This is a genomic window from Pseudomonas sp. KCJK9000, from assembly GCF_046230725.1.
In the GTDB taxonomy this organism is placed as follows: Bacteria; Pseudomonadota; Gammaproteobacteria; order Pseudomonadales; family Pseudomonadaceae; genus Aquipseudomonas; species Aquipseudomonas promysalinigenes.
Genome location: NZ_JBJJLN010000086.1, coordinates 1 through 10,889, shown reverse-complemented (window position 1 = coordinate 10,889; position 10,889 = coordinate 1). Strand labels below are relative to the sequence as shown.

Here is a 10,889-nt window from a genome sequence, read left to right as displayed (position 1 = left end):
ATTGGAGTAGGTGTTCTGAGCGGAAAATATTCTTGTGAGTGCAAGCTAGGCGCCTGACTGTCTTTGTATAACGCGCCTAGCATTAACTCGTTCTTTATGCAATTGTGCTTCGCGTCGATGTGCGCCCTTAGCAATCGATGCATATCGAAGTTTTCTTCGAGTAAGATTACAAGGGCCCCATAAGTAGCATCCTCACGATTTTTGTAATAGTCCACGCACGCTGCTATTAGCTCTTGGAGCTGCGGATCCGTGCCACTACTTTTAAAATAAGTGAAGTGAACATTTTTAGAGCCTAGCGCTTTGGGCATGAATGGGCACATTACACCGTTTCGATGTGGATGCTGTGCAGTTAAAAAATCAGTGAGGTAGGGTAGTACACCCTCATAGCAGCTTTTTACGAAGGCAGGAGAATTTTCAGGAACTAAGTCCCCGATGCGCCAAGTTTGATTCATGAGTATTCCCTTACAAGATGCCCCCCTATGAAGGAGGGCATACTTCACTTACCAGTTCCAGCTGCAGGGGTGATGGGCAGTCGGTAGCATACAGTCGGCAGCGGCCTTGAGAATCAGCTTCTTAAGCAAGCTTTTAGGCCGAGCATCTTCAAACGTGGCACCCTGCCGTTTCTTGGTAAAAGCCTCAGACAGCGGAGTGGAGAAGTTCGATTCCATGTACAGCTCCTTATTGATAATCGCTATCACATGCATGTGATAGTCATTCCCACCTTACTCATCTTGTTACAACTAATCAACCCCTGGCGCCGTTGAAATTGGAGTAAGCCAGTTGAGACAACTCTCAAGCTAGCTAGCACACCTGATACATGCTTCTGGTGCCAGGGAAAAAGGGAGCCTGCCGATCATGCTCTAGGCCCCAGTGGCGGTGGCCTACGCCCTTAGCTAAGCCAATGGTTTTGATACGCAAGAGGGCCCTTTTGATGATGCGATCGTCATCCAAGCTTTCGTCGATTGAAGTCATGACGTCACTCCTCTATGCGAAAGCTAATACCCTCGACCGGATGACCGAGGGAAGATGCGTATGACTCTAGACGACTGCAGTGGCACCTCCTCAACCACACTGACGGCTCGAGAGGTCTGTCAGGTGTTGCGAGAAGTGGTGCTCGGACGGCGGGCAATGACCAAGGTAGGCAGCCAGACCTGGGAGCAGGTGTACGCCTGCCATTTCGAGATCAATGTTGAGGGATGGCGAATCACGATCTACAACGACTGTGATGAGCTGGACTACTGCGAGCGGTGTGTGAGCCCGGAGGGAAAGTGCTGGGGTTTCTATTCAGGGGATCGGGCAGATCCTATTGCTCTGTTATCGACTTGGGAGCATCAGAGCCTGCAGCGCATGTTGAAAGCTTTGTAGAGCGTTGAGGGCGTGTCCTACTGGCCCGGCTGTCTTGAACCGAGCCATCGCCTTGCGACGTCTCGGCCCTTCGGGCTTCCATCCGTCACGCCGGCGCGCTCCGCCCACGATCTCTCACTTTTTTGCCCTCCAAAGTGACTCTATGCCGCTAGAACGCCTGCCCTTCCAAGCGGTGCCCCAGGGCCAAGTGGCATGGTATTTCGCAGCTAATGGCTGTTCTCAGTTGGGCCACCAAATGCGTGCAGCTGGTAGTCAGTAACGGCCTGAAATCTATGCTAAGCCAAAAGCCGCAGGCGCTCGACCTGCGCCTCGCTGACACCGTCGGCTTGCGCTTGGTGATACCGTTTCATAGCCTCCACGGCATCGATATACATCGGATGGTCAGGAGGCAAAACGGTAGTGAGATCCTTCACCATTGCGGTTACTCCAATGCCTTTGTATCTGGGTAGATCAGTGTCGGTGACTATAGCCCGCTGCCTCCAACGCTCGAATCTCGTGGATCATCTGGGTACCAGTCTAGCGACTCGTATCAACCTCAACGTACCCACTACCTTCGATCGTGGTCGCACCTATGACGGTGTACCGATGAATGCCGTGGTGGCTTTGCGAAGCGAGCCCGACGATCCTAGATGACTTACCAAGAACGCGTTAACATGGCCAAAAGCCACTGCAATCGACTAAGGACTTGTTTTGAAGCTAAAAAATGGACTTTTCGGGATAGTGATCAGCGCTGTGGCAGGGTGTTCACTCACTAACCCGTATGCAGACCTTTCACCAGAGAAGGCTGCGAGTGAGATCATAAAAGCAGCTTCCCCGCAGACCGATGTGCAGTTTTATCCCCCCGGGTTGGGTATCGCAGCAACGGTTTTTGACAAGGCCGCTCGCAACGACATTGCGATAGACCTAGAGCGATATTGTACAAGTACCCGTGGCTACGCCATTCCTTACAAAGCTGGAAACGAAGCACTATTTACAAACAGTGAGGGCTTTGTCTGCCATTCCAAATCCCAGAACCTGCTGACTTTTGCGTTTTCAGCCAGAGGTGCGAATCTGCTGGTTTTAGAGCGACGCTTCCCAGGAGACGCCTCATTTGATCAAACGGTGTTCGACTGGGGCTATGTCTCCTCTGAGCAACGTGCACAGATGATCCGTCAGGCGCAGGAGAAAGCAGCTAGAGAGCGCCAAGAGCTCCTACGTTTGGCTATGAACAAGACGAAAGCTGTGGGTGATCGCGTTTGCCAAGATCAAGGAAGCATTCGCTACCAAGGCACGGTTGAGCAGATTGCCGGCGATAAGATCAAAGTGTTCGTAGAGAGCGCTTCAGTGATCAACGCTCCAGGACTCAGGCCCGGCGGCTTCAGGCAGGAATATTACTGGGTAAATTACTGGGACGTTTTCGCCTGCGATTAGAGCCCTCTGGCGAGCTGAAGTTAAAGCCAACTCAGTCTCCTACAGGTTCTTCTGGGGGCGCCGAATGTGTTCAATTGCAACCTTCGGCGCCAGTCGCCCCGGCAGCTAGATCCCGAATCTTGGCGCGCCCTCACAGGATCGAGCTCACTAATGAGTCGACTCACCCAAGGTACCGGCTTTGTGCAGTTGATAGTCCACTACGGTCTGGAATAGGTGATCTGCCTCGATGCGAAGGCGCTCGAGCTCAGCCTCGGGTCGGCCCTGGGCCGTCGCCTCGTTGTACGCCCTGATGGCCTCCAACGCTTGCGTCAGTAGAGGCACACCTGCTTCCGCCATGCCCAGCAGTGTTCTCTTCATTCCCAGGCTTTTGGCGTGTTAGTCAGTCGAACCTATTACGGTACACCCCGCTCATCCAAAGGTCATCGCAGGCGCGCACTGAAAGCGCAATGATGCTCAACCCTGTCGCGCCCCCTAGCCCCTTCGGGGATAGGCGATGTATCGGAAATCCGTGTACCCTTTAGGCCGCGAGGGAGCACGTGATTGCTCATTCGATAGACAGATCATACGGAAGGGACAAGGGCAATCATGAGCCAGGTGAACGAGATTAGTCGCGGTGCGCATCAGCCATGAGTGAACTACCTGGAGAAGCAGCTCCGCATGACCTGCCGTTGTGCCCGAATCGCCTGATTATCGCTGTTGAAGCAGTACGGGGGGCGGGCTTTGCCCTTGAGTTGCTCCGCGAGCATCTGCACCTCCGCGCATCAGCTAAGCTGGTCTTTTCCGAATACGCCGCCTGCTATTTTCTGCAGCTAGATGACTTTGATCGCTATCAAAATCCATCCGTCGGCATGCTCGACGCAGTTGTGACGTTGCCGTTCAAATCGAGCGAAATCTTCAATCGTGAGGTTGCAGTTTGGACACCGTCTGAGATCGCTCGTGTCGCAGACGCCGATGGAGTCAAGGCGCTGACTGAGCTCGGGCTGAAGTAACCAGCTGCTTTCATCTTTCCGCCCCCCCTAGAGAGGGAAGCTTAATCCGATGCCCCGCATGGATCGCAGGAGCTTGACCGCGCTTGTTGCCAAAACCTGCAGCTGTTGTTGTTCAGGCCTCCGCCATGTGGATTCGGACGGATAGAGAAAACCTCAGGGACTGAGTCACCATCTCCCCCGTTCCGGAAGAACTCACGTACAGCCAGCAGAGCCTGCATCTTCAAACGATCCCACTCTCTATACAGAGTGTTTTCTCGCTCCCTCGCTGCTTTGGACGCACTGGACTTTCGCTCTGACAGCAAGGCTGAGAAGTCCGGGCGAGGGTCATAATCGTAGTCGAAAGCGATTTGCCCGTGTTTCCAGTCTGAGCTCGTAGACTGCCGCCAGCCAAATGGGATGCTGACCGATAGTCGCTTGCTCGGGAAGAGAGGCGGTCTGATCTGATCATCGATGAAAAAAAGTAGCGCCTCTTTCTGCTCGGTCTCGATTCGCCCCTTCATGTGACAAACGACGTGCACCAGATCACTTCCAGCTTTCATCGCGCCTGCCTTGGTCTGCTCCCATTTGGCAGATGTTTTCGCCCGACTGTGCGCGTCGATAGCAAGATGAAATGCGTCAAGCGCACGACCAATTTGTGATCCGCACTCTCTGAGGCCAAGCTCATGAATCGGTGTAGAGCGTTGCTCATGAAGACATTTGTCTACTGCTACGTGAAGCGCTTTCACATCAACAGCGCTGATAGCGAGCTGCTGCTCGAGAGGAACGTTAATCAAAGTCATACCAACAGCAATCCTTGTGTTATGGCATCAAACTCGTTTTCTTATCGAAATGCTCAGCTGAACGCAACGACCACAACGCTAATCTAGAGCACTCCGGATAAAAAGGTGCCCACGATCAGTTCGAGCTTGGGGCTGAGGTTCCAAGGGCAAAATTTTGTACAGGATCGATCCCGCCTCTGAGCATGTGTTTTTTTGCCTACGTCAACTTAGCCTCGTGGTACCGATCCGACAGTTTTCCAGAACGAGACTCCTACACATCGACAACAATTCGCCCATCCTCCACCGTTATGAGTCCTATCTGTGCAGGGATCTGTAGATACTCGTAGATCGCCCGCACCTTGCTCACAAATGCAGTGTCACCGCTGAGCAGGACATCGCAATGCGAGGCTATGGAAGCATGAGCAGCATCGCTAATTGCCGCGACATGTCGCTGCTCCCGATCAAGTCGGCTATCCGGCCTGTAGCCGATGACATTGAGTACGTTGTAGATGCTGGTCACCTGCTCGTGCTGGTGCATATCACGCCCGTAAACGGGATGCCTGGAGATCCCTAGGAAATTCTCAATCGAGAACCCCATACCTTGGTAGCCATCAAGGTCTTTATACAGCGCCCAGATTTTCTGAATCACATTTGGAGGCTCAATGTTGTTGAGCTGCTTGGGCCCGGTACCTACCGCTTCTCGATAGCTTTGGATTCCTGACACCCCTTCGCCGCTGTTGAAGTGCTTCGACATTTCTCTGGACGACACATCGGCAGCAATCACGTATTGCTTCTGCAACTGATCAATGCACTTCGCTGCTGCTTCAGTCAGTTCCTGGTAACCATCACCGAGCTCAACCATCTGATCCGAGAGATGCTTCATGAGGTTTCCGAAGGAATCGACTTGCTCTGCAGAGATCTCCTCAAAGCTACTTTCCTTACGACCTCCGTACATTTTCAGTGTCGTTTGGTGAGCTGAAGCCAGCAATGCTTCGTAGACAGGCTCCACTGTCAAGTAGCTTTGATAAGCTTGTAGTGGAGACAGCGAGCAGATCAGCAATCGTCCCGTAGGCTGAAAGCTATCGTCGAGCGCGTATTTGAAATGCATGGCTCGGAGAGAGCACAGCACCTCTAGAAATCCCTCTGGCCTACCACTGCGCTTGATTTCACGTAGCGTGTCGTCTGAATAGACGACTTGATAGGCTTCAGCAAGTCTCGTGAAAAAGTCTGGATCTCGCTGCTTGGCAGCCAAGTCGAGAATATTTTGATCGAGGTAGACGGTCGCTCGACCGTCGTACGCTGGCAGTGATTCGTGCCCAAGCATCCTGTGCCTCCACTCCAAATCCATCAGCATCCAGGCGAGACCTTCCTGCTAAATCTCCACCTTAACGCGCAATACCGAACGGCCGGCTCACGACTATGCCTACTGCCGCTCAAGCGCTCAATAAAGTAAATGAAAACACCTCTGATAACCGGGTACCAACCTCTGAGAAGCAGCTCCTCAACGAGAGGTTAAGCGCTGCGACCTCCTTAGCTAAAAGCAAGAGATCGCAGTAAAGGAGCACGTTTCTGGGCTCGCCTGCTTGCCCTTTGAAGGGATTGGGCTATTCATGCATTTTCATCATCTTGAGCCTCCGGTTGTTCATCTGATCGCCGCTTTGCTTCGGCCAGTATTTCTGGCACATGCAGTGCTACGAAGAGGAGGAATGAGAAAGCCTTCACACTGTTGATCTCGGTACCGTAGTCAGACACCTCTCCGTGCATGACCTGGTGGCGGTTCAAAGCATCAAAAAACCTGCCGGACTCCTGGGCTTTTGCTTCACGGGCTCGTTGGCTTTTTAAGATGTCCAGCTCGTGTAGTTCCAGGATAGGAAGCAGGCAACCAATGGCCTCTACATCTGCACCAATCTGCTCACTCAGCCACTGGCTTCCCTTGATGATATTTTGACCCCGTACCTTGTCCATCGCTGACGGAATGCCAGTGACTTCGGAAAAAATGCCGTCGGCCTGCGCCAAGAACACTGGGATGCTCAACGAGTAGCCAGCCGGCGAAAAATTCCTGTGCGCGTCAATGGCAGCGTGGATAGCAGCTTTTCGAGCAGGGTATTTTTCTGCTATCAGCTCGGCATAGTAATCCCAATAATCGTTGTAGTAAGCCATCAGGATTCTGTCGATGTCGCTAGCGCTCTCCGCATCCCGGATACGCTCGGTCAGCTCCATAACATCCTGAAATCCGCCTTGCCAGTTGAAGAACCATCCCTCTCGAGACGCTACTTTCATGGCCTGGCTCGAGGCTTCCGGGAAACTTTCGAAGCGCTCCTGCACATGCTTCCAATCTACGGAGGCGACCCACTTGATCGCTGGGGCTAGCTTTGAATAGGCATCAGAGACCCACTTGCCAAATGTTTCGAGTGTCTCTCGTATGTGAGGAGCGTGCTGATGAATAGCCTGAGCTAGGTCTTCAGCTATGCGCTGGTTGCGTAGTCTAGTTGCTTCATCAATGACATCTTGCTCTGACATGTTGGTGCCCATTGGTATTGACTGGATATGGTCGTTTGGCCGCAATTTTTGCGGCCTACGTATTTTGATTTTTACTACATAACCGCCCCTGCACAGGTTGCTGGGTTCGTGTGAGCGCAGTGTTATTGACCGAGCTCACTGATAACCCAAGCCTGGGCCACCAGCGCAGCGATTCGCTCCGCTCTAGCGTCCCCTTCTCCCAGCGCGCTACTACGAATGGACAGGCAAAAACGTGATACTCAAAATGTCTATGCGCTCGCCGCGTTTCGGCTTGCAGGTTGAACAAGCCGGAAAAGAAAGCCGGCACTCGCGTGCCGGTTTCTGAGTCCGTTCTACTTTTAGCCCTTGGCAATTATCCCGCGAGCTGAGTCCAATTTTTTGAGCAGATCTCTCAATGGCTTCGAATCCGGATAGGTGCCAACCATGATCGAGCGAACGTGATCCACTGCAGCCAGCATCTCAGTACGGGTTGAAAATTCTGGAATTTCGTGGCCGCCGTAGTAAACGTCCACATCCACTTCTCGCCTGTTCTCTCCCCGATACTCAGCAAACATCCAGTCTTCTAGCTCGGACTGGATTTTCAGGAGCTGTGAGTGGGCTCTGATAGGCGTTGGCGAAGCGTACAGGCCCTTCAATGTCCTTCCCATTTCCTTGTGATCTGCCAAAGGCATTTGCTGGTCAGGGCGCCAACGTGAGGCCCAACCCTCCTTCCATTGGTACTCAATAGCGTTCTTGCTGTACACATATGTGGTGCCTAGACGAGGTTTGCGCCTCTTCCCAGATTGCTGCCTAGCGGGGCTCACATACTGAGTGTTGAATGGCTCCGAACGGTAACCCCAGGCATCGGACTGCTCAGCAAGTTTTCCGACAGCGCTGATGGTACGGTTAAGCAAACCAACATCGCTGGTCACGAAAAATGGCAGCGCATGGCCTGGATTGTACAAACCTTGCCAAGATGGTTTTGCCCAAACGAAACCTTTGCCCTGAACCCAGGCATCCCGGCGCTCTTGCTCTTCAGCCTTTGTCACATGGTCATAAGGCTCATCAAGCATCAGCCAACTGCCTGTTTCAGAGCAAATCCATCTTGAGATGTGATCTGACGAAGGCAGATCTGTTGCAGGTTCAACCACAGCGACCTGAGCCTTGGTAGAAGCCGGCCCAAGCCCCGTCGCCTCCATGAATTGCAGCGACAATGCCGCACGCCTCAGCAGCTCACGAGCTCGCGCCTGGCTATCAGCGTTGCTCTTCATCTCGAGATGATCTGAGCACTCGACGAAGAACCCCTTCAATCCCTGCGCGTAGCTACACTGACGTTTGCTCAAGAACTCCAGCAGCGGCTTTGGGAGCTTGACCTCAAGTACTTCGAGACCACTTGAGCTTGGTTTTGTCGAGGAGTCGCGCCAATAGGCCGACAGATAGATGCTGAACAGCAAAGGTGCCCTCGCTCCAGCCTTCAGTAATTTCCGTGCGTGCTGAAAGCTCTCAAAGCCTGAACGCCTAGCGGACAGATTTAAGGCAGCGAAGTGAGCGAGATCGGGATTGTCATCTTTGATGCGTTTAGCATCACGCTTGATACCGACGAGGGTAGACGGAGGTACTGCAGGTATGACGCTCATGTCGATTTCTCCACCCTTTCCGCAACGCCACCCGTCTACGTCACTACAGGGCCTGGAAATTAACATGGCCTAGTGCATGAGATAACAAACAGGTAGTGCCGTTGCCAGCTTTCAATGACGGGTGTGATGCGCCTACCCTGCGCAACCCGAAATCTAGCAATCTGCCATCAAAAGCACAAGCCCCCCTTCCGACCATGAGCGGCAAGCCAGCAAACGCTGTTGCCTCGACTTGGCTTTCACAGCTTTAGACCAAGTCTAAGGTCAAGGATACCTGACATCCCGCAGAACGGCTTCGAGACCACTGGCAGCTCGATTTTTGGTTCGGAAAGGCTAGCCGGCCTTTGGCCGGATAAAGCGAAATGTTTTTGCCTTGGCAGGAATGAAGCGCAGCCAGCAGCAGCACCGGAGCTCAAATCTGTAGAGAAATTGCTCCAGAAGAGAAAAATCCAGTGAGTCGAGGGACGGAGAATTAGCAGAAGCAGGCAGCACATCCTAGCTCACGGATGCGGTTGGCCAGCGACCACTGCTTCGGTTTTGCTTACAAATAATAAACTCCGTTTGGCAAAAAAAATTTCAAGAGGGGGATGTTCCAAAAAAAATAAAAATGTCGCATTTTTTACACTTAATGTCATCCATGCGACAATCTTGGCGCATTGCATCCACGTCTCTAGGCTGACCCATTAGCCAGAAAGCCTCGCCTTGATCAGGCCAAAATCAAGACTTAGTGAGGACGGCCTTGCCAATCGAAGCACAGCCTTTCACCTCCTCAGCTGCACTCGGCTCTCTCTCCAATGACGAAGCTTTTGTAGCCCTCGAAGTCGAGCGAGAGAACCTCGCCGGTTGCCTCTATCACGTGATCTTCTACGATCGGAGTAGCCAGCTCGCGCCCTAGAACACGCAGGTGAAGGCGCAATTTCCCTGGGGCATGCGGGAGAATTGCAAGCAGCTCTGATCTGCCCTGCTCTCCGGGTAAGATAGATCCGATACGAATGTGGCATACCGGGGTTACACCGCTTTCATCTATCTCAAGGTTCGCTTCTGTTTTTACGCGTATCGTGTCTAGAGGCAATGTGTCGGCAATGTTACTCGTAGCCTTTGGCTCATCAGGCAGATCCCTCTCAGCGATCATTTGAACACCTTGAGAGTCGACATCTTCCACGGTGACCTCAAGCTTGGCGTTGGACAGCTGCACGCTAGATCGATTGGTCAACACAAATCGCAACACGATACGAGCGTGGTTGACGTATGAGAAATCGCCGTACTCTCGCCAAAAATCACTGTTGTCTCTATCGAGATCGAACGAAAAATCAAAGGGGCCACGGGGCTCCCGCTTCCTCTCGAAGTCTGGAAATTCTTCAGTGAAATGCAAGTAGGTGCGAGTGAAGCTATTCGGAAGCTTCTCGTTCTCGGGAGTAAGTAGGGACAGTTCGATTTTCAGATCGCCACGCCCGCTATCTTCATTCCCCATCGCGATGACCTCAACCGGCTCCGCTTCGTCAGTGCTGCTGCCTCGACGGACATACACCACATTGCTCTTGAGCTTGCCGTAAGGGCTTGTGAGGTAAAACGGACGCTTCTGCTTAGGAATGATGATGATACCTACGGTCTTACCTTCATACAGGTGTTCCTCGTAGCTGAACGTCAGCTTCGGTTTCACCTTGCTGTTCACGAACTGCTGTATCCGGGAGTCATCAATGCTGTCTTGTATGCCGACGACTTCAGCGGGGTGCGGACGCTGATCCTTAAATCCCAAAAGGATATAGCCTATGCCATCACGCCAGGAGTTCGCGATCGCGAGGATGTCCTTGAGTAGCTCTGATTTATCAGCCTCAGTGCCGCCATTGAAGCGGTACTGGGCGGACTTGAAGTCAATATCGGTGCTCTCACTCTTGTAGCGCAGAACGTTCAGCAGGTCGATCATGGAAGCCCCACACCTTGATTTGGTATGAGCCTGATTTGAGCATGATGACAACCTTAGCGGTAGGTGGCGTGAGCAGAGTATGGGAATTTTTTGGTCTCAGACTAGAGACTGATGCCCCCCCGAAGCAGCGGCGCAATGATGAAGGGCCTTTCTTCGCCATCTATTCAGCCATCCACCAGTGTGGGTAGATTCAAGCTCAGGCTTCAGTTTTTTGTGCTATTAGGAAGGAATAATCACTTCTGGCATGTCTCTAGTTGGCATTAAATAAAGTATGATTTAAATTTGCGCAATCTGATCTACCACTAGCACC

Annotated in this window: 10 protein-coding genes and 1 pseudogene; 3 read left to right on the top strand and 8 right to left on the bottom strand. The window is 52.5% G+C overall.

The genetic code is table 11. The annotated features are described in order from the left end of the window. On the bottom strand, window positions 1-452 hold a 452-nt coding region (locus tag ACK59H_RS21825; protein ID WP_409264908.1), incomplete at its 3' end, for a DUF6875 domain-containing protein. A 580-nt stretch (window positions 453-1,032) separates the two neighbouring features. Here ACK59H_RS21825 and ACK59H_RS21820 point away from each other — a divergent pair. Continuing rightward, a complete protein-coding gene (locus ACK59H_RS21820) occupies window positions 1,033-1,365 on the top strand; it encodes a hypothetical protein (protein WP_060477698.1) in 333 nt (110 codons plus the stop codon). 206 nt (window positions 1,366-1,571) lie between these two features. Here the strand turns inward: ACK59H_RS21820 and ACK59H_RS21815 are convergent. Then, window positions 1,572-1,781 (bottom strand): annotated as a pseudogene (locus ACK59H_RS21815) (hypothetical protein). Between the two features lie 274 nt (window positions 1,782-2,055). Here ACK59H_RS21815 and ACK59H_RS21810 point away from each other — a divergent pair. Then, window positions 2,056-2,775, top strand: a complete 720-nt coding sequence (locus ACK59H_RS21810) for a hypothetical protein (protein ID WP_060477699.1) — start codon at window positions 2,056-2,058, stop codon at window positions 2,773-2,775. A gap of 147 nt (window positions 2,776-2,922) precedes the next feature. Here the strand turns inward: ACK59H_RS21810 and ACK59H_RS21805 are convergent, their stop codons facing one another. Then, entirely contained in the window at window positions 2,923-3,132 is a 210-nt protein-coding gene (locus ACK59H_RS21805) for a hypothetical protein (protein WP_060477700.1), read from the bottom strand. 269 nt (window positions 3,133-3,401) lie between these two features. On the opposite strand from ACK59H_RS21805, the gene ACK59H_RS21800 reads away from it, so the two are divergent. Beyond that, window positions 3,402-3,764 (top strand): hypothetical protein, encoded by a 363-nt coding sequence (locus tag ACK59H_RS21800; protein WP_081016624.1) that lies wholly within the window; start codon window positions 3,402-3,404, stop codon window positions 3,762-3,764. A 41-nt stretch (window positions 3,765-3,805) separates the two neighbouring features. Here the strand turns inward: ACK59H_RS21800 and ACK59H_RS21795 are convergent, their stop codons facing one another. The 5 genes from ACK59H_RS21795 to ACK59H_RS21775 form a co-directional block, all read right to left on the bottom strand. Then, entirely contained in the window at window positions 3,806-4,543 is a 738-nt protein-coding gene (locus ACK59H_RS21795) for a hypothetical protein (protein ID WP_409264907.1), read from the bottom strand. Between the two features lie 250 nt (window positions 4,544-4,793). Then, window positions 4,794-5,846 carry a hypothetical protein gene (locus ACK59H_RS21790; RefSeq protein ID WP_230849741.1) on the bottom strand — a complete coding sequence of 351 codons (1,053 nt, stop codon included), beginning with the start codon at window positions 5,844-5,846 and terminating at the stop codon, window positions 4,794-4,796. 284 nt (window positions 5,847-6,130) lie between these two features. Continuing rightward, window positions 6,131-7,042: a hypothetical protein gene (locus ACK59H_RS21785; RefSeq protein ID WP_060477702.1), complete on the bottom strand. Its 912-nt coding sequence runs from the start codon at window positions 7,040-7,042 to the stop codon at window positions 6,131-6,133. 338 nt (window positions 7,043-7,380) lie between these two features. Continuing rightward, window positions 7,381-8,658 (bottom strand): DUF5623 domain-containing protein, encoded by a 1,278-nt coding sequence (locus ACK59H_RS21780; protein ID WP_409264906.1) that lies wholly within the window; start codon window positions 8,656-8,658, stop codon window positions 7,381-7,383. Between the two features lie 766 nt (window positions 8,659-9,424). Continuing rightward, window positions 9,425-10,579: an ATP-binding protein gene (locus ACK59H_RS21775; RefSeq protein ID WP_060477704.1), complete on the bottom strand. Its 1,155-nt coding sequence runs from the start codon at window positions 10,577-10,579 to the stop codon at window positions 9,425-9,427. Between the last annotated feature and the right edge of the window lie 310 nt (window positions 10,580-10,889).